Origin of the sequence: Brevibacterium sp. CT2-23B (assembly GCF_013168765.1) — a bacterium.
GTDB classification, from domain to species: domain Bacteria; phylum Actinomycetota; class Actinomycetes; order Actinomycetales; family Brevibacteriaceae; genus Brevibacterium; species Brevibacterium sediminis.
This window is the reverse complement of sequence record NZ_JABBYK010000006.1, coordinates 205,676-226,473: the sequence shown is the minus strand read 5'-3', so window position 1 is coordinate 226,473 and position 20,798 is coordinate 205,676. Positions and strand designations below refer to the sequence as shown.

Below are 20,798 nucleotides of genomic sequence, written 5' to 3'. Positions count from 1 at the left end.
ATGACGAACACTCAAACCACAGCTGCCGACTACCAGCGCAACACCGATGCCGAAGGCATCGTCACCGTCGTCATCGACGAACCCGGTGCCAAGGTCAACACCATGAACGACTACTTCGCAGCTGCCCTGGAGGCGACCGTGGAGTGGCTCGAAGCCAATGTCGATGACATCACCGGCGTCGTGCTGACCTCTCCGAAGAAGACCTTCTTCGCCGGCGGAAACCTCAACAAGCTGCGTGCGGCCGATCCGGCCAATGCTGAAGAGGAGTTCGCGACCGTCGAACACCTCAAGAAGGTGCTGCGTCGCCTCGAGACCTTCGGCAAGCCGGTCGTCGCCGCCCTCGGCGGTGCGGCACTGGGCGGCGGACTCGAACTCGCCCTGGCTGCTCACCACCGGATCGCCGCCGATGACAACCCGAGCGCCCGCTTCGGCTTCCCCGAGGTCTCACTCGGCCTGCTGCCCGGCGGCGGCGGAGTCGCCCGGTCGGTGCGCATGCTCGGCATCCAGACCGCACTGCAGAAGGCCATCCTGCCGTCGACGAAGTTCAAGGCCGCCGACGCCCAGGCGCTCGGCCTCATCGACGAACTCGCCCCCGCGGCCGAACTCGAATCCAAGGCCAAGGCCTGGATCAAGGCCAACCCCGAGGCTGTGCAGCCGTGGGACGTCAAGGGCTTCAAGATCCCCGGCGGCTCCCCGTCCTCGCCGAAGATCGGCGCGATGCTTCCCGCGCTGCCGTCCTTGCTGCGCAAGCAGGGCAAGGGTGCGCCGATGCCGGCTCCGCGAGCTGTGGTCGCCGCTGCGGTCGAAGGCGCACTGGTCGACATCGACACCGCGCTGACGGTCGAGTCCCGCTACTTCGTCAACGTCACCCATACTCCGGTGGCGAAGAACATGATCAAGGCGTTCTTCTTCGACCTCGGCCACATCAACTCCGGCGGCTCGCGCCCTGACGGTGTCACACCTCGTCAGGTGAAGAAGCTCGGCGTGATCGGTGCCGGAATGATGGGGGCGGCGATCGCCTACAGCGCAGCGAAGTCCGGTATCGAGGTCGTCCTCAAGGACGTCGAGCTCGCCAATGCGGAGAAGGGCAAGGCCTACGCCGCCAAGCGTGAGGAATCGGCCTTGGCCAAGGGCAAGACCACCGAGGCGAAGTCGCAAGCTGTCCTCGACCGGATCACCCCGAGTGCCTCGGCCGAGGATTTCGCCGGTGTCGACTTCGTCATCGAGGCGGTCTTCGAGTCCGTCGATCTCAAGCAGAAGGTGTTCCAGGAGATCCAGGACATCGTCGAGCCTGATGCGGTCCTCGGTTCGAACACCTCGACCCTGCCGATCACCGACCTGGCCAAGGGCGTCACCCGGGACAAGGACTTCATCGGTGTCCACTTCTTCTCACCGGCCGACAAGATGCCGCTGGTCGAGATCATCTGCGGTGAGAACACCTCCGACGAGGTCCTCGCCCGCACCTTCGACCTCGTGCAGCAGATCCGGAAGACTCCGATCGTCGTCAACGACTCGCGCGGATTCTTCACCTCCCGCGTCATCGGCACGTTCATCGCCGAGGCGGTCGCCGCCGTCGGCGAAGGCGTGGAGCCGGCCAGCGTGGAACAGGCGGCACTGCAGGCCGGGTACCCCACCGGTGCCCTGCAGCTGCTCGACGAACTGACGCTGACCCTGTCGCAGAAGATCAACAAGGAGACCCGCGACGCGGTCGAGGCCGCTGGCGGCACCTGGATAGCCCACCCCTCCGAAGCCGTCTTCGACTGGATGGTCGAGCAGGGACGGACTGGACGCAAGGACGGCGCCGGCTTCTACGACTACGACGAGAACGGCAAACGCACCACGCTGTGGCAGGGTGTGCGCGACAAGTACGAATCGGGATCGAATGATCAGCCCTTCGCCGATCTGCAGGAGCGGATGCTCTTCGCCGAGGCGATCGAGACGATCAAGTGCCTCGACGAGGGTGTGCTCACCTCGGTGCCGGACGCGAACATCGGTTCGATCTTCGGCATCGGATTCCCCGCGTGGACCGGCGGCGTGCTCCAGTACGTCAACCAGTACGAAGGCGGTCTGGCCGGCTTCGTCGACCGGGCGAATGATCTGGCTGCGAAGTACGGCGAGCACTTCACACCGCCGGCCTCGCTGGTCGAACGCGCGAAGACCGGGGAAACCTACGAGTAAGAGGAGACCCCTGGAATAGCCTGATGGCCTTCCGGTGTTGTCCAGTCACACTGAGACTTCAGTGTCACTGACATCTACCGGAAGGCCATTGCCATGCGCGCCGCCGTCTATGACGCCTACACCGAGAACTTCGACGACATCACCGTCCGCGAGCTGCCCGATCCGAAGCTGCCGCCCGCCTCGGTGCTCATCGAAGTCAAGGCTGCCGGAGTCAACCCGGTCGACTGGAAGCTCGTCGGCGGGCACCTCGACCCGGTCATGCCCACGCAGTTCCCCGTCATCCCGGGCTGGGACGTCGCCGGTGTCGTCGTCGGACTCGGCTTCGACACCCCGGAATTCTCCATCGGCGATGAAGTCGTCGCCTATGCACGCAAGGACGTGCTCGGCGGTGGGACCTTCGCCGAGAAGGTCGCCGTCCCCGTGCGTGCGGTCGCCCCGAAGCCGAAGAGTCTGAGCTGGGAACAGGCAGGCGGACTGCCGTTGGCCGGCGGCACCGCTCTGCGGACCCTCGAGTCCCTCGGCGACCTGGCGGGCAAGACCGTGCTCATCCACGGAGCCTCCGGGGGAGTGGGCGGCTTCGCCGTGCAGATCGCCCGAGCCGCCGGAGCACGCGTCATCGGCACCGCGTCCGAAGCCAATCATGAATACCTGCGCGGACTCGGCGCCGAGCCCGTGACCTACGGCGACGGCCTGGTCGAGCGCGTTCTCGAGGCTGCCGGCGGCGAGGTCGACGGGGTCGCGGACTTCGTCGGGGGAGTCCTCGACGACACCCTGGCCGTGCTCGCCGAGGGCGGAACGCACGCCTCGGTGGCCGATCCCAGTGTCGCCGAGCACGGCGGACGCTACATCTGGGTGCGTCCCGACGGCTCCGAGACTGCTCGCCTCGGTCTCCTCGTCGACGAAGGAAAACTCACCGTCGACATCGCAGGCACCTACGGCCTCGACGATGTTCCCCGGGCCTTCAAGGACAGCGCCACCGGTCACATCCGCGGCAAGCTCGTCATCGTGCCCTGAATATCGGCTATACCGTCCTCGGTGATCGAAATATCGCCGAGGCGGGACTCGGCTGATCCGGTGATCAGCTGAGTCCCAGCGCCGCGGCCGCTGCGGCGCGCAATTCGACCCCGACCACCTCGGCGCTGGAGCGACGAGCCTGGTGCGGGGTCGAATTCATCATCCCGAACGCCGCATGCACGCGCACAGTGGCCGATTCCAGAGTCCACGCCGGATGGGCGGCCTCGACGACCTCCGCCCACCGACTGACATAGGCACGCTGGAGACGGCGCACGGTCCGTCGCGATTCGTCCGGCAGCGCCTCGAGGTCACGGTCCTGGATGCGGATGAGCTCGGGCTCGCTCATGGCGAAGTCGACATGGAAGTCGATGAGACGCCGCAGGGTCGGGACCGCCTCGGTGGGGGAGATCCCCGACGCGGTGTCCCATGCCGCGGAGACGATCTCCTCGCCTCCGGACTGGAGATACGCAGAGATGCCGACGAGGAGCTCCTCGAGCACGGCCTCCTTCGACGAGAAATGCCGGTAGACCGCCGGCGCCGAGATCCCCGCACCTTTGCCCAGGTCGTCGAGGCGCACCCCATGGAAGCCGTGCCGGGCATAGAGCGTCTTCGCGACCTCGAGCAGCTGCTCGCGCCTGGCTGCCTTCGCCGCTGCCCGCGCCGTCGGCTTGGCCTCGTCCGAGATCGACATCCGGCCTCCTTCCCTGAGCCTGATGCCCACCGCCTGGGACGACGTCGGTGCGGGCTGGCTCGTGCGTTGTCAGTTCTGCCTGTGAGCAGTATCATAGCAGTCAGTTAAGAATCATTAACTGAAATGAGGATGGAATGAGAGCAGTGGGAACTGCGGTCAGTCCGGCGACGGGGCAGGTCAACTCCGAGGCCCACGCCGAACTCATCGCTGAACTCCGGGAGCGCATTGCGGCCACAGCCCGCGGCGGTTCCGAGAAGTCCAGACAGCGCCATATCGATCGCGGAAAGCTGCTGCCGCGTGAGCGCGTCGAGCATCTCCTCGACCCCGGCACTCCCTTCCTCGAACTCTCTCCGCTGGCCGCCAACGGCATGTATGACGATGCCAGCCCGGGCGCCGGAATCATCACCGGAATCGGGCGGGTCGCCGGCCGCGAATGCGTGATCGTGGCCAATGACGCCACCGTCAAGGGCGGAACCTACTACCCGGTGACCGTGAAGAAGCACCTCCGGGCCCAGGAAGTCGCCAAAGAGAACAGCCTTCCGTGCATCTACCTCGTCGACTCCGGTGGCGCGAACCTGCCGAATCAGGACGACGTCTTCCCCGACCGAGAGCACTTCGGTCGCATCTTCTTCAACCAGGCCACACTCTCCGCTGCCGGAATCCCGCAGCTGGCCGCCGTCATGGGCTCCTGCACCGCCGGCGGCGCCTACGTCCCCGCGATGGCCGACGAATCGATCATCGTCTCCGAGCAGGGCACGATCTTCCTCGGAGGCCCACCGCTGGTCAAGGCCGCCACCGGCGAGGAAGTCACCGCCGAGGAGCTCGGCGGCGGAGCCCTGCACTCCCGCGTCTCCGGCGTCACCGACCACCTCGCGGCCAATGACCCCCATGCACTGGAGATCATGCGCGACATCGTCTCGACTCTCGGGCCGAAGAGCACTCCGAACTGGGACGTCATCGAATCCCGCATGCCGGCACACTCGCCGGAGGAGCTGACCTCGGTGGTGCCGGTGGACTCGCGAACACCGTATGACGTCCGCGAGGTCATCGCCCGCCTCGTAGACGGATCCGAGTTCCACGAGTTCAAAGCCGAATACGGCACGAGCCTCGTCACCGGATTCGCTCACCTCGACGGACACCCCGTCGGCATCGTCGCCAACAACGGAATCCTCTTCGGCGAATCCGCGCAGAAGGGCGCCCACTTCATCGAGCTCTGCGACCAGCGCAGCGTGCCCTTGGTGTTCCTGCAGAACATCTCGGGATTCATGGTCGGCCGCGACTACGAAGCCGGCGGCATCGCCAAACACGGTGCGAAGATGGTCAACGCCGTCGCCACCGCCCGCGTCCCGAAGTTCACCGTCGTCATCGGCGGCTCCTTCGGCGCCGGCAACTACTCGATGTGCGGCCGCGCGTACTCCCCGCGTTTCCTGTGGATGTGGCCCAATGCCCGCATCTCCGTGATGGGCGGCGAACAGGCCGCCAGCGTGCTCTCGACCGTCAGGCGCGACCAGCTCGAGGCCCGCGGCGAGGAGTGGAGCGCCGAGGCCGAAGACACGTTCAAACAGCCCATCCGCGACCAGTACGAAGCCCAGGGAAACCCGTACTACTCGACGGCTCGCCTGTGGGATGACGGGATCATCGAACCCGGTGACACCCGCCAGGTACTGGCACTGGCCCTCGAACTCGCCCGCTTCGGACCGATGGAACGCCCGCTGAATGCCAGCGGCTACGGCGTCTTCAGAATGTGAGCCCCACCATGACGAAAATGTTCACAACAGTCCTCATCGCCAACCGCGGCGAGATCGCCCTGCGCGTCATCCGCACCTGCCGCCGACTCGGCATCCGCACCGTCGCCGTCTACTCCGACGCCGACGCCCGTGCGGCCCACGTCAAGGCCGCCGACACCGCGGTCCACCTGGGGCCGGCCGCCGCCTCCGAGTCCTATCTGCGCATCGACAAGGTCATCGCCGCAGCACAGGCCACGGGAGCCGAAGCCATCCACCCCGGCTACGGATTCCTGTCGGAGAACGCCGAATTCTCCGCTGCCTGCGCCGACGCCGGAATCGTCTTCCTCGGCCCCGGAGCCGACGCGATCCGGACGATGGGCGACAAGATCACCGCGAAGCAGGCTGTCTCCTCCCGCGGGGTGCCGCTCGTGCCCGGCACGAAGGACGCCGCGATGAGCGACGAGGCCCTCATTGCGGCTTCGACGGACATCGGCTTCCCCGTGCTCATCAAGCCCTCCGCCGGCGGCGGCGGCAAAGGAATGCACGCGGTGTTCGAAGCCGACAAACTCGCCGAGGCGCTGCGGACCGCCCGCCGCGAAGCCGCGAGCTCCTTCGGCGACGACACGCTGTTCCTCGAACGCCTCGTCGCCACCCCGCGCCATATCGAAGTCCAGATCATGGCCGACGCGCACGGCAACGTCATCCACCTCGGCGAACGCGAATGCTCCCTGCAGCGCCGTCACCAGAAGGTCATCGAGGAAGCACCCTCTGCGCTGCTGGACGAAGAGACCCGCGCCCGAATCGGCCAGGCCGCCTGCGAGACCGCGAAGTCCGTCGGCTACGTCGGCGCCGGCACTGTCGAGTTCATCGTCGGGGCCGACCGTCCCGATGAGTTCTTCTTCATGGAGATGAACACCCGACTGCAGGTCGAACACCCCGTCACCGAGGAGGTCACCGGAGTGGACCTCGTCGAACTCCAACTGCGCGTCGGCGCGGGCGAAGAGCTGCCGCTGACGCAGGATGACATCACACTGACCGGGCATTCGATCGAAGCGAGAATCTACGCCGAGGATCCCTCGCGCGGATTCCTGCCCACCGGTGGGCGTGCCCTCGACGTCGTCTTCCCAACCGGTGAGGGCATCCGCGTCGATGCCGGCCTCGACGCTGGCCAGACCATCGCCTCGGACTACGACCCGATGATCGCGAAACTCATCGTCCGTGCCGACGATCGGGCAGCGGCGCTCAAGCGGCTCGATGCCGCGCTCGCCGCCTCGGCGGTGCCGGGAATCGTGACGAACATCGACTTCCTGCGCACCCTTCTCGCACTGCCCGAGGTGATCTCCGGGGGCCTCGACACCTCACTCATCGACAACCTCGGCGAGGATCAGCTGGCGCACAGCGCCGGTGAGACCCACGCGCAGCTGGCGGCCGCCGCTGTCACGGTCACCGGGGGAGCGGCAGGCACGACCCTGACCGGACCGGTCACGGACGCCGAACTGACCGCGAATCGGTCGGCCGCCTCGGCGTGGGCAGGACCCAGCGCCTGGCGCACCTCACGTCCGGACTTCCACCCCACGGTCACCCTGGCCACGGGCGGGGAGACGGTCGACGTCGAGACTCGAGCGGGAGCCGTCGAGGTCGACGCCGACGGACTGTGGCATGTCACCCTCGACGGGATTCAGCACACCGCCCGGATCTTCTCCGATGCCCGTGACCGCAGCATCTGGGTGAGCACCGACACCGGAATCCACGTCTTCACCCGGCCCTTGGCCGATGCGTCGCTGACACCTGGGTTGGAAGGCGCAGAGGTGCTCGCACCGATGCCCGGCTCCGTCGTCGATATCAAGGTCGAGACCGGGGATGCAGTCGAACAGGGAGCACCGATCGTCGTCGTCGAGGCGATGAAGATGGAGCACGTGCTCACCGCACCGGCTGCCGGAATCGTCACCGTCACCGCTGTCGAAGGCGCCCAAGTCGCTCTCGACGAAGTGCTCGCCACGGTCGTCGACGAAGCCGCCGCCGAGGCCGTCGCAGACGCCGCCGAATAGTCACCAGCCACTCACACCACAACCACGCCACAAGCGGGGAGGAAACAATGGAAACCTTTGTTCCGGGAATGCTGCCCGAAGAATACGAAGACCTGCGCCAAGGTGTCGCGAAATTCGCCGACGAAGAGGTAGCACCCGTCTCAGCCGAACTCGACGCCAAGCACGAGTTTCCCTACGACCTCGTTGCGAAGATGGGCGAGATGGGGCTCTTCGGTCTGCCCTTCGACGAAGAGTACGGCGGAATGGGCGGCGACTACTTCGCCCTGTGCCTGGCCATCGAAGAACTCGGCCGGGTCAACCAGTCCCTGGCCATCACGCTCGAGGCCGGGGTCTCGCTCGGGGCGATGCCGATCTACCGCTTCGGCACCGAAGAGCAGAAGAAGGAATGGCTGCCGAAGCTCACCGACGCCTCGGGCCTGGCCGCCTTCGGCCTGACCGAACCCGAGGCCGGATCCGATGCCGGCGGCACCCGGACCAAGGCCACTCTGGAGGGCGGGACCTGGACGATCAACGGCAGCAAGTGCTTCATCACGAACTCCGGCACCGACATCACCCGCCTGGTCACCGCCACCGCCGTGACCGGAACCCGAACCTCGAAGTCGGGCCGCGAAGTGCCTGAGATCTCGACGATCATGATTCCGACCGGCACCCCCGGCTTCACCGCCGAACCGGCCTATGACAAGGTCGGCTGGAACTCCTCGGACACGCACCCGCTCACCTTCGACAATGTGCAGGTGCCCGAAGAGAACCTGCTCGGCGAACGCGGACGCGGCTACGCGAACTTCCTGCGCATCCTCGACGAGGGCCGCATCGCCGTGGGCGCCCTGTCCGTCGGCGCCGCCCAGGGCTGCGTCGATGAATCAGTGAAGTACGCGAAGGAACGCCAGGCCTTCGGCAAGCCGATCGCCGACTTCCAGGGCATCTCCTTCAAGATCGCCCGCATGGAAGCACGCGTCGTCGCAGCCCGGTCGGCGTACTACCTCGCGGCTTCGCGGATGCTCGCCGGACTCCCGTTCAAGAAGGAAGCTGCTATTGCAAAGATGATCGCCGGCGAAGCAGCCATGGACAATGCGCGCGACGCCACCCAGATCCACGGCGGCTACGGCTTCATGAACGAATACCTCGTGGCTCGCCACTACCGCGACTCGAAGATCCTCGAAGTCGGTGAAGGCACCACCGAGGTCCAGCTCATGCTCATCGCCCGCGAACTCGGACTCTGAGCTCCCGCTCCTGATCTGAGAGCAGGTGCCGACCTTCCGTCGGCCACCCATGCCAAATCGCCCGCCGAGGCGGCGCCGCACATCCGTACGGACGTGCAGGTCCGCCTCGGCGGGCGATATTCTTATCCGATAACACCGTGAGGTGAGACGGCGACCGAAAGGGAAGTGGGAGCACATGGATCTCAGCATGGTGGCATCGGTGGCGACGACGACGTGGATCGTCATCGAATACATCGTGAAGATCATCGCGGTCGGTGTGGTGCCGGAGAACCGTCGCCCGTCATCGTCATCGGCATGGCTGCTGCTCATCCTGTTCGTGCCGATCGTCGGAATTCCCGCATTCCTGCTGCTCGGCAGCCCTTATATCAACCAGCGCCGGGCGCGGATCCAGGCCGAAGCGAACGAACTCATGCACGAAGGCGCCGACGACCTGCCCGATGTGCCGCCGTCTCTGGTCGCCGAGCCCGAATTCGTCTCCGTCGCCCAGCTGGGGCGGGCACTGACCGCGCTGCCGATGGTCACCGGCGACAGCCATGGGGTGATCTCCGATTACGCAGCGTCGATAGCGCGGATGGCCGAACTCGTCGACGAAGCACACGAATACGTCCACGTCGAGATCTACATCATGGCGTGGGATTCGACGACCGACGTCTTCTTCCAGGCGCTCGAGCGAGCATCTGCGCGCGGGGTCGAAGTCCGTGTCCTCTTCGACCACATCGGATCCCGGAAGTATCCGGGATTCCACCGGCTCGGCAAACGACTGAACGCGGCCGGCATCGAATGGCACCTGATGCTGCCGTTCATTCCATGGCGAGGCAAGGCTAGGCGCATCGACCTGCGCAACCACCGCAAGCTGCTCGTCATCGACGGCAAGCGGGCGATGATGGGTTCGCAGAACATGATCGATTCGAGCTACCTCAACAGGAAGAACTCACAGATCGGCCGGAACTGGCACGACATCATGGTCGAGCTTTCCGGGCCCATCGTCGCCGGAATCGAGGCGGTGTTCTCCACCGACTGGTATTCCGAATCGGGACAGGCTCTGGGTATCCGCCCGTACGAGCGCGACGGCAATGAGCCCGAAGTCGGCGGGGCGACGAGCGCGATGCAGCTGGTTCCTTCGGGGCCCGGGTTCACGACCGCTCCGAACCTCAAGGTCTTCACCTCGATGATGTACCTGGCGCAGAAGCGTCTGGCCATCGTCAGCCCCTACTTCGTGCCCGACGAATCGCTGCTGGCCGCCGTGGAGACCGCGGCCAGGCGTGGGGTCGACGTCGAACTCTACGTCAGCGAGCAGGCGGACCAGTACATGGTCGACCGGGCACAGTCGTCCTACTACCGGTCGCTGCTCGAAGCTGGGGTGCGGATCTTCCTGTACCCGAAACCCGCCGTGCTGCACACGAAGTGCTTCATCGTCGACGACCTCTATGCTGTGATGGGCTCATCCAACATGGACATGCGCTCGTTCGGCCTCAACTACGAGATCAGCCTGCTGACCACCGGCGGCGACCTGGTCGACGACATCATCGATGTCGTCGCCGACTACCAGGGCGTCAGCGACGAACTCACCCTGGAGGAATGGGAGAAGCGGCCATGGCCCCGCCGCTATATGGAGTCCGTCATGCGCCTGACGTCGTCGCTGCAGTAGGCGGGCTAGGGGCAGGCTGCTTCGCCGAGAAACGGGCTGAGGCACGGCTGCTTCGCCGAGAAACGGGCTGAGTGTCGAGAAACGGGTGCGTACACCCGTGTTTCGACACTCAGCCCGTTTTTCGCTGATCAGTCGTCTCGATGGCCCGCTTGATCGCAGCGAAGATGCGAGGTCTGAAGAGGTCGCCGAAGCTCAGGTTGAAGACCTTGAAGCCGGCGTTGAGAAGATCCATATTGCGCTGATGACTCAATTTGGCCGCCTCATCAGGGCCGTGAGGGTTGAGATAGAACTTGCCGAGACCGTGGACTTCCACTGCGACAGCAGCGGACTTGTGCCGAAAGTCAATGCGTCCGATGAACTTGCCCGACTCTGTGAACGTGTCGACCTGCGGGACCATTCCGGTTACTCCGAAGCGATGGAACTTCACTGCGCAGACCGCCTCGGCTGGAGATTCATACTCGGCGCTCGAGAGATCAACGGCCAAGAGGGCTCTTCGGCGTCCGCGTTGCCCTTTCGCCAACAGATCGGTGATATCTGCCCGGTCCACCTCTCCCGAACGGAGTGCTTGAGAGATGAGCGGTACAGAAACTTCGAGCGAACGGTCAAGAGCAACGTCAGCCAGAGTCCTGGGCAGAGTGGTGACCGGATAGGCGAACTCGGATGAGACCTGTTCCGGTGGAAGTCTGCGCGAGTAGATGAACACGCCGTCGTAGTTGCGGGTAGGGGAGTTCCTGGAGATCTCGACTTTCGACGATTCGAGCACAGCGGGGTCAAGACAGTGGATGAGCGCGGCCGAAACATGAGAGAACACATCTCCCGGCAGAAGCTCACCGAGGCGGCATGCGATCTGGACCCGCAGCTCCTCGGCTTCGTCCCGCAGATCTCCGAAGGTTTTTGGAAACGAAGTGTCGTGATCCGTGGAAAGACCGCGGATGGGTCCGTGATGGCTATCATCACACGACTTGCGGATCACGTAGTGACCCTTCCTGACTAGGCGCAGGCAGCATCGTTTGGCTTCGGCCAACTGTCTGCGGGACATGCCGAGTCCACGGAGCTGTTGCGCTGTCAGCACTTGGAACATCTATCAAGGATGATCTTAAAATATGCCAAATGCAAGCAAATACTATTAAACGTGGTTTATTTGTGTGGTCAAATGGTGCAGCTTCGGCGACGGCGAAGGTGAAGGGATTGATGCAGCACGGGCCTGTGCTGGGTTGCAAGGTCGCCGGCTCCATCGAAAAACGGGCTGAGTGTCGAGAAACGGGTGCGTACACCCGTGTTTCGACACTCAGCCCGTTTCTCGGCGGCCCGGGGTGCATGCCCCCTGTCTCTCGGCGAAGGAGTGCGTGCCTCAGGCGGAACCCGTGGGGTCGGGGCCGAGGTCGCCGCGGCTCTCCAGCGGCACGTCCAGCAGATTGTGGACGCCGTCGACGATCTCGTTGGGTCGGAACGGAAAGCGGCGGACATCCTCGGCGGTGGAGATTCCCGACAGCACGAGGACCGTGTGCATGCCCGCTTCCATGCCCGCGATGATGTCGGTGTCCATGCGGTCGCCGATCATTGCGGTGCTCATTGAATGGGCGCCGATCCTGTTCAGGGCCGAGCGGAACATCATCGGGTTGGGCTTGCCCACGACGTAGGGTTCGCGGTTCGTCGCCTTCGTGATGAGAGCGGCGATGGCGCCGGTGGCAGGCAGGACGCCCTCGGGGGAGGGGCCGGTGGCGTCGGGGTTCGTGACGATGAAGCGGGAGCCGGCGTCGATGAGGCGGATCGCCTTCGTGATCGCCTCGAACGAATATGAATGGGTCTCGCCGACGACGACGAAGTCCGGGTCGTGCTCGGTCATGACGAACCCGGCCTCGTGGATCGCCGTGGTCAGCCCCGCCTCGCCGACGACATAGGCCGTGCCGTGCTCGACCTGATTGGACAGGAAATCCGCGGTGGCCATCGCAGAGGTCCAGATGTTCGACTCGGGGACGTCGAGCCCGTTCGAGCGCAGCCGGGCGGAGAGATCACGAGCGGTGTAGATGGAGTTGTTCGTCAGCACCAGGTAGGGGATATCGGCCTGACGCCACTGGGCGAGCAGCTCTGCGGCTCCCGGCAGAGGATTGTTCTCCTTGACCAGGACACCGTCCATATCGGTCAGCCAGCAGTCGATCGAATCGCGATCCATGTCTCTCCTCGAGCTCGGGGTGGGCCGAAGCGGCTGCTTCCAGCCTAGTCGGGTTGGGCGCAAGTGTGCTGAGAAGTCCGATCCGGGGTGCCGTACCCCCTTTGCGGATCGTCCCCGAGCCCCCTTGACGGAGCGGTCGAAGAGTGTATTGTAGAAATCACTTAATTAAGGGGATGCTTAAATGAGTATGGATCACGTCTTCGCGGCGCTTGCCGATCCGACGCGTCGGGCGATCATCGATCGTCTGCGCGGGGGAGACAAGACCGCCGGTGAGCTCGCGGAACCGCTGCCGATCAGTCGTTCCGCGGTCTCCCAACACCTCAAGGTGCTCGAGACGGCGGGGCTGATCACCCGATTGAAATCCGCGCAGCAGCGCATCGTCGCACTCAACGCCGATGCCCTCACCGAGGCCGCCGGCTGGCTGCAGGCGGCCCACGACGAATGGCAGCAGCGCTTCGACAGCCTCGACCGCATCCTCGCCGAGGAGGTGCCCACCGATACATCGACGACCGACCCGTCGACCACAGATCGAACTGCGGACTGACTATCGACATCAACGACGTGCCGAATGACGCAGACATCACGTATGACGCAGACATCATGCACGACTCAAGGAGGAGAACAGCGATGAACGCCGAGAACACAGCCAACACAGACACCACAGCCAACACAGAGACCGATCCGAACAGCGCACAGGCGGGAGAACCCGGATTCACCATCGTCCGCGAATTCGCCGCCCCGCGCGCCCGCGTCTGGGAAGCATGGACGAACCCGGACGTCATGGCCCGCTGGTTCCACCCCGAAACGCTGGTCACTCCACGCGAATCCGTATCCGTCGACCTGCGGGTCGGCGGCGAATACACCTATACGATGCGCATACTCGATACGGGGCAGGAGTTCCCGACCGCCGGGAAGTACCTTCACATCGACGAGCCCGTCCGCCTCGACTTCACTTGGGGAAGTCCCGGCGAGGTCGACGATGCCCCGCGCGTCAGCGTCGCACTTGAGGAGATCGGCGCCGACCGCACTCGCATGACGTTCACGCTGACCGGCCTGCCCAATGACTCGGGTGAAGACGCCAGTGCCTACGACGGATGGTCATCGGCCTTCAACGAACTCGGTACAGAGCTCGGGTCCTGACCGGTGCCGACTGATCACGGCGGTGGACCGCCTCAGGCATCGCCGAGGTGGTCCACCGCAGCGAGCGACCGCAGGGTCCGATTGCCGAACCGATCGTCCTCGGTCAGTTCGGTGATGCACCCGGAATGCGCGGCGAACGTCGCCCGCCCCATCGCCTCGAGAGGCAGTTCGAGCCACCGACCGATGACGAACGTGTGGGCGAAGCCGTGGGTGACGACCACCTGGTGCGAGGCTCGCTGCGTGAGGATCTCGCCGACCGCGGCGTAGATCCGAGCACCGGCCTCGCGTCGCGTCTCCGCGCCGTCGATGCCTTCGGCATGATCGAGGCGCATCGTGTGGTCGAAGGCGTCGTCGGGCACGGGTGGGAAGATGAAGCGTGCGTCCAGCCAGGACTGCTCCCGTCCCTCCGCGACTCCGTACGACTTCTCGCGCAGACCCGGGTGGTCGATTGCGCGCGTGCCGAGTCGATCGGCGATCACTTCGGCGGTCCTGCGCGTCCGTTTGAGATCAGAGGTGAATACCGGCGCGGAGGCGGCCGTCGGGATCCGCGACCGCAGTTCGGCGGCGATGCGATCGGCTTGGAGTTCGCCGCGGACGGTGAGCTCGGAATCGTGCCACCCGCCGACCCGGGCCTCGAGATGGTGTCGGGCCTCCGGGTGGGTGACGACGAAGAGGGATCGTGTGATGGCCATGGTGTGCTCGATCCTACCGACCCCCGGGTCGCAGGGGTCCGGTGAATGGCGATAAACTCAAATCACGACGAGTGAGGAGCGTTACATGAGTGACAAGGTCATTGCACAACGAGGTCTGTGGCTGGACGAGATGGAAGTCGGCGCCACCTATAAGCACGCACCGGGCCGCACAGTCACCGAAGCGGACAACACCCTGTTCACGGCCGTGACGATGAATACCCAGGCCCTGCACCTCGACGCGGCATGGTCGGCTACCGAACCCTTCGGCGAGCGCCTCGTCAACTCGATGTTCACTCTGGCCACCCTCATCGGTCTGTCCGTGTCCCAGCTGACGCAGGGAACGACAGTCGGAAACCTCGGCTTCTCCGAGGTCAGCTTCCCGGCACCGATGTTCCACGGCGACACTCTCTACGCAGAGACGACGATCCTCGACAAACGCGATTCGAAGTCCCGTCCGGGTCAGGGCATCGTCACCTTCGAACACCGCGGCTACAACCAGGACGGCAAACTCGTCGCGAAGGCCGTGCGTCAGGCGATGATGTTCGACTCCAGCCACGAGTCCACGGCGGCGAAGTCCGCCGCCGACACCGCCGATCAGACCGACACCGGAAAGTGAGCCCCCAGATGTCCCTCGAGTTCAAACCCGCCTGGCTCTTCGTCCCCGGCGATCGTCCCGATCGGTACACGAAAGCAGCCGAACGCTCGGATATCGTCATCCTCGACCTCGAAGACGCCGTCAACGAGGCCGACAAAGCTGCCGCACGGGAGTCCATCGTCGACTTCCCGCTCGACCCGACCCGCACCGTCGTGCGGGTGAACTCCCACGATTCGGGCCACCTCGGCGAAGATCTGAAGATGCTCGCGCGCACCGAGTACACGGCCGTGATGCTGCCGAAGGCGGAGCTAGCATCTGATGTGTCGATCCTGTCCGGGTTCCAGGTCATCGCGCTCATCGAAACCGCGCTCGGAGCCGTCAACGTCGCCGAGATCGCCGCTGCGCCCAATGTCTATGCGCTGATGTGGGGTTCGGAGGATCTCATCGCCGACCTCGGCGGAGGCTCCTCCCGCAGGGCCGATGGTGGCTACCGGGAGGTGGCCAAGCATGTGCGCAGTCAGACCCTCCTCGCCGCTCGGGCCCATCGCAAGTTCGCGCTCGACTCGATCTGGGCGGACATCCCGAACCTCGAAGGACTGGCAGCCGAGGCCGAAGACGCCGTACAGTCGGGGTTCTCCGGCAAGGTCTCCATCCACCCCAACCACGTGCCCGTCGTCCGCGACGCCTTCCGCCCCAGCGACGAACAGCTGACCTGGGCGCGGTCCGTGCTCGACCTGGCGAAGACGGAGAAGGGCGCATTCTCCTTCGAGGGCAAGATGATCGACGCCCCGCTGCTCAAGCACGCCGAACTCATCGTCGCCCGCGCGAACTGAGGGACACCACCTCGTGAACGTCTCCGATGCGCTCATCGCCGACCAGATCCGTGCCGTCCTCACCGCCGCCGAGACGGGGGACGGGACCGCGCCCATCGTCGAGGCAGGGAACCCGGTCCTCCGGTCCCAGACCCGCCCTTTCGACGGGCAGGTCGACGACGCCGAGCTCGAGCAGCTCGCCGAGGTGATGCGAGCGACCATGCTCGCCGCCCCGGGAGTCGGCCTTGCCGCCCCGCAGGTGGGCATCGGCCTGTCGATGTTCGTCGCCGAAGATCCTGGTGCCCGTGATCCCGAGGTCGCGAAGGTCCGGCAACGGGAGCCGATGCCGCTGAGGGTGGTCCTCAACGCGGGCTGCGAACGCGCCGGAGGTGAGGACGTCGCCTTCTATGAAGGATGTCTGTCGATCCCCGGCTACCAAGCCGTCGTGGCCCGCCCCCGCAACATCGCATTGACGGGCATCGACCTGCAGGGCGACCCCATCGCCGAGGAGGTCTCCGGCTGGTCGGCGCGCATCGTCGCCCACGAGACCGACCACCTATCCGGGATCCTCTTCCTCGACAAAGCCGAGATGCGATCCCTGGCGACGAACGAATCCGTGGCGAAGTTCTGGCACCAGCCCTCGACACAGAAGGCCGCCGCAGAACTCGGCTTCTCCTTGCCTTCGGGCATGGTGATGTGAACCTCCGCCGCGGTCGCCGGTCCGGATACCGCCGAGACTGTTGACCGCTCTCATCTGCGTCACAGGCGGGCATGTTTCGATAAGGACATGCGACTTCCCGACATCCCCCTTCGTCATCACCGAACCGTCCGTACCGCTGCCGCACTCGGCACCGGCGCCCTCGCGCTGGTGCGCCGCCGCGACGTCTCCGCCGAACGCCAGACCGGCCTGAGAGCGGGAACCGCCCTGGCCAATGCGGGCCTGACCTGGCTCACCGGGTCCCGGGCCTTCCTCGGCAAGGTGGGCGGATCGAGCGGCATCGACGAATTCCTCGGAGCCTTCTCCACCAGAGGGAGCGGTCCCGTCCGATATGCTTCCTCTCCTGCGCACATCTCTGACGTCGGAGTACTCGACGGCGATGCCGCCGCGGATACTTGGTGGGACGAACAGGCGAGCGTGACTTCCCCGGCGTTCCTCAATGCGGTCACCGCGGCAGCAGCGGGAGCGGCCTCATGGGCGCTCTGGCCGCTGACGGAGCGGCTGGCGGAGGCTATCGATGCGAAACTGCCGACGGGCGTCGGCCGAGGTCTCAATGCCGTCGTCAACGGCGGGCTCGTCGCGGTGACAGCGGTCCTCATCGACAAGGTCGAGAAATGGGCCGACGACGTCGAGGACTTCGACTACGCGCCGGTCGAGATCGAACTGCCCACCCGCATCCGGGAGTCGGTGAACCTCCTGTTGTCACAGCCGCATCCCGTCGCACAAGCCACCGCCGAGGCAGTGTCCGAGCAGCTCGACAACGCGCGCTTCTTCGTCTGGGTCACCTACCCGAGAGCTGAGTATCCGGGAAACGAGCCGATCATTCTGGACCCCGACCGGCTGGCCGAGATCATCAGGAACGAAGACATCGAGAGCATCCACGTCTACCCCGCAGCATCATCCCCGCGGGTGGTCCCGGCAACGCAGACATACCCGGTCGTTGGGATCAGGCACAGCGCGGACCAAGATGGGGGAGAGACGGCTGAGAGGGAACTGAGTCTGAGCATCGTCAACGGCTATCTCGACGCCATCTCGTTCAGCTCGCCTGATTCAGATTTCAGGGTCTCCGAGGATCTTCCCGAGGACTCTGTGCCGGGAACGCTGCATCCCGAGGGCCTCGAACAGGAGTCAGACTATGCGGGCTACTCGAGCAGTTTCGAGATCCTCGACGAGGACGAACATATGACCGTGCTGGCGACGTGGCCTGCCCCCGATCAGCTGACCTTCCGCGCCGATGGCAGCTGATCGTACCGCTGGGGCCGGGAATAACCTGCTCGCGTCATCGTTATACGTTGCATGAGCGATCTTCGTACCCTCACCCTCGGCGCCGGCTGCTTCTGGTGCCTCGACGCCATCTACCAGCGGACCACCGGCGTGAGAGAAGTGATCTCCGGCTACACCGGCGGACACACCGACAACCCCGGATACCGTGAGGTCTGCTCCGGGATGACCGGCCATGCCGAAGCCCTGCAGGTGACCTTCGACGCCGACATCGTTCCCGAAGACGTCATCCTCGGCCTGTTCTTCACCGGCCACGACCCCACGAGCCTGAACCGCCAGGGCTACGACGTCGGCACCCAGTACCGGTCGGCCATGTTCTATCGCGACGAGACCGAGAAGCAGCACTTCGCCGAGGCCATCGAATCCGCGCAGAACCTGTTCGACGATCCGATCGTCACCACCCTCGAACCTCTCGGTACCTTCTATCCCGCCGAGGCGGTCCACCAGGACTTCTACACCGCGAACCCGGACAACGGCTACTGCCGTGTCATCATCGACCCGAAACTGCACAAGGCCCGCACCGCCTTCGCCGAATGGGTGAGCTGATGGGCAGTCACAAAAAGGACAGATGCAAGAAGTCCAAACACAAGGACCGCAAACGGTCCAAGGACTCGGGCAAGGCCTGCGATGTGACGAAAGACCGCGTCCGTGCCCACTTCCTCGACGGCAACACCGGGCCATGGGCGAAGAGCCTGGCCGCGCAGGAAGCCCAGAACATCCAGGGCGCACAGTTCGATGTGTCCCCGCGGGACGGGGCTCACCCCACCGAGGCGGCCGCCGCCTCGGCGAGTGACCGCACCTCAGCCGTGACGCCCACTCGCCGCGGTCCCGACTACTCAGCGCCGTCGTCGATCGACATCGTCGCCGATCCCGTCCTCCACGCCCTGAGCACCCGACGGTCGATCTCAAAGGTCGACCCGGTGACCCCGAACGACTCCGACCTGCTCGAGATCATCCGATCGATCTCCTCGGTCGCCGACCACAAGTCACTGCGCCCCTGGCGCTTCCTCATCATCCGCGGAGACGACCGGCACCGCCTCGGCGACGCCCTCGACGAAGCCGCCGGCGTCGTCCGCAAACCCGGCGAGACCAATACGAAGCCGCTGCGGGCCGAACTTCTGCTCGCCCTCGTCTCCTCACCGGTCGAACATGACAAGGTTCCCGAATGGGAGCAGCACGCGACCACCGCTGGTGCCGGCCACCTGCTCGAACTCGCCCTGTGGCAAGCCGGCTGGGGAGTCATGTGGCGCTCGGGAACCCTGACGAACACCGAACCGGTCCGCCGCCTCCACCGCCTGAACGATCATGAACTGCTCATGGGCTGGTTCTACATCGGAGCCGTCCCCGAACGCTACCGACAGCGCCTGACCACGAGCACTCGCCCCCTGCCGAAGCCCGAACAGTTCCTCGATACCCTGTGAGCACTCCCGGCACCGACACTCCGGAAACGCGCCGCCTGCCCAAGGAGATCTATGTCCTCGTGGCAGCGGCCTTCATCGTTGCCCTGGGCTACGGAATCATCGCACCCGTCCTGCCGCAGTTCGCGGCGAGCTTCGACTTCGGGGTCACCGCCGCAACCATCGTCGTCTCCTCGTTCGCATTCTTCCGGTTCGTGTTCTCACCCTCATCCGGGCGCCTCGTCGATGCCTTCGGCGAACGCCGCATCTACATCACCGGTCTCCTCATCGTCGCAGCCTCCACCGCGGCCGTCGCCTTCGCTCAGAACTACTGGCAGCTGCTGATCTTCCGCGGACTCGGCGGCATCGGCTCGACGATGTTCAGCGTCTCCGCGATGGCGCTCATCGTCCGCCTCGCCCCGATCGACGCCCGCGCGAAGGCATCGTCGACGTATGCGACCGCATTCCTCGTCGGCAATATCGCCGGACCCGTCCTCGGCGGTGCCATGGCCGGATGGGGGATGCGCATTCCGTTCATCATCTATGCCGTCGGTCTGCTCATCGCCGCCATCGTCGTCCGCGTCTTCCTCGCCTCCACCGCATCCTTCGGCTCCTCGACGAAATCCGGGCGTGCCCGGCTGGAAGCGGAGAAGGACAAGCAGCAGCAGGAAGTCATGTCCTTCCGGGAAGCCTGGAAGGATTCGGCCTACCGGTCGGCGCTCATCTCCGCCTTTGTCCAAGGCTGGTCGGCGATGGGCATCCGCGTGGCCATCTACCCGCTCTTCGCCATCCAGGCCCTTAAGGCCGATACCGCAGTGGCCGGACTGGCGCTGACCATGTTCGCCATCGGCAATGCCTCGGCCGTGACGGTGGTCGGACGCTTTGCCGACACCGTCGGGCGCAAACCCTTCATCCAATGGGGCCTGTTCGTCCTCGGCGTGACCACCGCGGCGCTGGCCTTCATCGATTCGATCTGGCTGTTCTTCGTCTTCTCCATCATCGCCGGGATCGGCTCCGGCCTGGCCAACCCCGCTCAGCAGGCCACCGTCGCCGACGTCATCGGCCGCGACCGCAAGGGCGGCCGAGTGCTCGCCCGCTACCAGATGGCCCTCGACGGCGGAGCCATCCTCGGCCCGATCATCGCCGGAGCCGTCGTCGATCACTTCGACTACTCGTGGGCGTTCCTGCTCACCGGTGTCCTCGGCATCATTGCCGCAGGCCTGTGGTTCTTCGGCCGTGAGACCCGTCCCCGCCGACCGGCCGGCGTTCAATAGCCTGCCGACAGCTCGGCGCACCGGCAACAGCTCGGTGCACGGACCGAGCTGTTGCCGGTTCACCGAGCTGTCGCACGAAACGCGACGCGTCGGGATTCTGATTCCGAAAAGTCAGGTTTTCCTCATGTGCGGTTCAGGGGACACTCACTAGGATGGTTGGTTGAGTCGGCGTTCTGCGTCGTCGCCCTGT

The 20,798-nt window shown here is 65.2% G+C and carries 19 protein-coding genes; 15 read left to right on the top strand and 4 right to left on the bottom strand.

The window, feature by feature from the left end; genetic code table 11:
• Complete coding sequence (locus HIM68_RS15885; protein ID WP_139907207.1) at positions 1–2,178, top strand: 3-hydroxyacyl-CoA dehydrogenase NAD-binding domain-containing protein; 2,178 nt, start codon at positions 1–3, stop codon at positions 2,176–2,178.
• 93 nt (positions 2,179–2,271) lie between these two features.
• The gene (locus HIM68_RS15880) at positions 2,272–3,192 is read left to right on the top strand and encodes an NADP-dependent oxidoreductase (protein ID WP_172173872.1); all 921 of its coding nucleotides are present in this window, start codon (positions 2,272–2,274) and stop codon (positions 3,190–3,192) included.
• 64 nt (positions 3,193–3,256) lie between these two features.
• On the opposite strand, the gene HIM68_RS15875 is transcribed toward HIM68_RS15880, so the two are convergent.
• The gene (locus tag HIM68_RS15875; RefSeq protein WP_139907209.1) at positions 3,257–3,883 is read right to left on the bottom strand and encodes a TetR/AcrR family transcriptional regulator; all 627 of its coding nucleotides are present in this window, start codon (positions 3,881–3,883) and stop codon (positions 3,257–3,259) included.
• Between the two features lie 134 nt (positions 3,884–4,017).
• Here HIM68_RS15875 and HIM68_RS15870 point away from each other — a divergent pair, with 134 nt between their 5' ends.
• The 4 genes from HIM68_RS15870 to cls all read left to right on the top strand — a co-directional run bounded on the left by HIM68_RS15870 (position 4,018) and on the right by cls (position 10,526).
• Positions 4,018–5,631 (top strand): carboxyl transferase domain-containing protein, encoded by a 1,614-nt coding sequence (locus tag HIM68_RS15870; protein ID WP_172173869.1) that lies wholly within the window; start codon positions 4,018–4,020, stop codon positions 5,629–5,631.
• A gap of 17 nt (positions 5,632–5,648) precedes the next feature.
• A complete protein-coding gene (locus HIM68_RS15865) occupies positions 5,649–7,658 on the top strand; it encodes an acetyl-CoA carboxylase biotin carboxylase subunit (RefSeq protein WP_216657195.1) in 2,010 nt (669 codons plus the stop codon).
• A 47-nt stretch (positions 7,659–7,705) separates the two neighbouring features.
• The gene (locus HIM68_RS15860; RefSeq protein ID WP_139468680.1) at positions 7,706–8,878 is read left to right on the top strand and encodes an acyl-CoA dehydrogenase family protein; all 1,173 of its coding nucleotides are present in this window, start codon (positions 7,706–7,708) and stop codon (positions 8,876–8,878) included.
• 175 nt (positions 8,879–9,053) lie between these two features.
• Positions 9,054–10,526 carry a cardiolipin synthase gene (gene cls, locus HIM68_RS15855; protein WP_172173863.1) on the top strand — a complete coding sequence of 491 codons (1,473 nt, stop codon included), beginning with the start codon at positions 9,054–9,056 and terminating at the stop codon, positions 10,524–10,526.
• A 109-nt stretch (positions 10,527–10,635) separates the two neighbouring features.
• On the opposite strand, the gene HIM68_RS15850 is transcribed toward cls, so the two are convergent.
• The gene (locus tag HIM68_RS15850) at positions 10,636–11,565 is read right to left on the bottom strand and encodes a hypothetical protein (protein WP_172173860.1); all 930 of its coding nucleotides are present in this window, start codon (positions 11,563–11,565) and stop codon (positions 10,636–10,638) included.
• A 312-nt stretch (positions 11,566–11,877) separates the two neighbouring features.
• The gene (locus tag HIM68_RS15845; RefSeq protein ID WP_139468677.1) at positions 11,878–12,699 is read right to left on the bottom strand and encodes an HAD-IIA family hydrolase; all 822 of its coding nucleotides are present in this window, start codon (positions 12,697–12,699) and stop codon (positions 11,878–11,880) included.
• A gap of 181 nt (positions 12,700–12,880) precedes the next feature.
• Here HIM68_RS15845 and HIM68_RS15840 point away from each other — a divergent pair, with 181 nt between their 5' ends.
• Positions 12,881–13,243, top strand: a complete 363-nt coding sequence (locus HIM68_RS15840) for a helix-turn-helix transcriptional regulator (RefSeq protein WP_172173857.1) — start codon at positions 12,881–12,883, stop codon at positions 13,241–13,243.
• An 83-nt stretch (positions 13,244–13,326) separates the two neighbouring features.
• Positions 13,327–13,839, top strand: a complete 513-nt coding sequence (locus HIM68_RS15835) for an SRPBCC domain-containing protein (protein ID WP_172173854.1) — start codon at positions 13,327–13,329, stop codon at positions 13,837–13,839.
• A gap of 32 nt (positions 13,840–13,871) precedes the next feature.
• On the opposite strand, the gene HIM68_RS15830 is transcribed toward HIM68_RS15835, so the two are convergent.
• Positions 13,872–14,531 carry a histidine phosphatase family protein gene (locus HIM68_RS15830; RefSeq protein ID WP_172173851.1) on the bottom strand — a complete coding sequence of 220 codons (660 nt, stop codon included), beginning with the start codon at positions 14,529–14,531 and terminating at the stop codon, positions 13,872–13,874.
• A gap of 85 nt (positions 14,532–14,616) precedes the next feature.
• Between HIM68_RS15830 and HIM68_RS15825 the strand changes: the two genes are divergently transcribed.
• The 7 genes from HIM68_RS15825 to HIM68_RS15795 all read left to right on the top strand — a co-directional run bounded on the left by HIM68_RS15825 (position 14,617) and on the right by HIM68_RS15795 (position 20,608).
• Positions 14,617–15,147 carry a MaoC family dehydratase gene (locus tag HIM68_RS15825; RefSeq protein ID WP_172173848.1) on the top strand — a complete coding sequence of 177 codons (531 nt, stop codon included), beginning with the start codon at positions 14,617–14,619 and terminating at the stop codon, positions 15,145–15,147.
• An 8-nt stretch (positions 15,148–15,155) separates the two neighbouring features.
• Positions 15,156–15,959, top strand: a complete 804-nt coding sequence (locus tag HIM68_RS15820) for a CoA ester lyase (RefSeq protein WP_139468672.1) — start codon at positions 15,156–15,158, stop codon at positions 15,957–15,959.
• Between the two features lie 13 nt (positions 15,960–15,972).
• The gene (locus tag HIM68_RS15815; protein WP_139468671.1) at positions 15,973–16,638 is read left to right on the top strand and encodes a peptide deformylase; all 666 of its coding nucleotides are present in this window, start codon (positions 15,973–15,975) and stop codon (positions 16,636–16,638) included.
• Between the two features lie 87 nt (positions 16,639–16,725).
• Complete coding sequence (locus HIM68_RS15810) at positions 16,726–17,901, top strand: hypothetical protein (RefSeq protein WP_172173845.1); 1,176 nt, start codon at positions 16,726–16,728, stop codon at positions 17,899–17,901.
• 51 nt (positions 17,902–17,952) lie between these two features.
• Positions 17,953–18,483, top strand: a complete 531-nt coding sequence (msrA, locus tag HIM68_RS15805) for a peptide-methionine (S)-S-oxide reductase MsrA (RefSeq protein WP_172173842.1) — start codon at positions 17,953–17,955, stop codon at positions 18,481–18,483.
• On the top strand, positions 18,483–19,358 hold the full coding sequence (locus tag HIM68_RS15800; RefSeq protein WP_172173839.1) for a nitroreductase family protein: 876 nt from the start codon (positions 18,483–18,485) through the stop codon (positions 19,356–19,358). The genes msrA and HIM68_RS15800 overlap by 1 nt, the downstream gene beginning before the upstream one ends.
• Positions 19,355–20,608 carry an MFS transporter gene (locus HIM68_RS15795; RefSeq protein ID WP_172173836.1) on the top strand — a complete coding sequence of 418 codons (1,254 nt, stop codon included), beginning with the start codon at positions 19,355–19,357 and terminating at the stop codon, positions 20,606–20,608. Before HIM68_RS15800 ends, HIM68_RS15795 begins: the two co-directional genes overlap by 4 nt.
• Positions 20,609–20,798: the final 190 nt, after the last annotated feature.